The organism is Tamlana crocina (assembly GCF_012037625.1).
On the sequence record NZ_JAAVJS010000357.1, the window covers coordinates 1 to 404 of the forward strand.

The 404-nt window shown below is 41.8% G+C and carries 1 protein-coding gene; it reads right to left on the reverse strand.

Annotated elements, in window-relative coordinates; translation table 11 throughout:
* Positions 1 to 331: hypothetical protein (locus tag HC176_RS17095; protein ID WP_209309777.1), on the reverse strand; the 331-nt coding region annotated here is incomplete at its 3' end.
* Between the last annotated feature and the right edge of the window lie 73 nt (positions 332 to 404).

Below are 404 nucleotides of genomic sequence, written 5' to 3' on the forward strand. Positions count from 1 at the left end.
TTATTTCCGTGCCCGATTTTATCTTTGGTCTTCCTTTTTGAAGATACATCCGTAATTTTTCGTTCGTCATTTTTCGAAAGCATTCTTTGTTATCGGGCATGGAGATACATTCCTCATATTCCGGAGGAAATTTTAATTCTTCAAAGTTAACGACTCCCAGCCGTTCGGTTTCCTGCCTGCGCAAGTTCTTTTCAGTGTCTCTTTTGAAATCTTCAGAACCAAAAAATTCCTCCATGCTGTTGTGATTTAGGGTTCTAAAGGAGATTGGCAAAGCATGTAATACAGCCACCCTTTCACCATTCAAAGTTGCAGGTTGTTTGATCTTGAGCATCTCTATAACCCTTTTTGCCTCTTCCCGGTGCTTATCATCCTCTGCACGCACCTTTACATCCTGCACCTGCCCA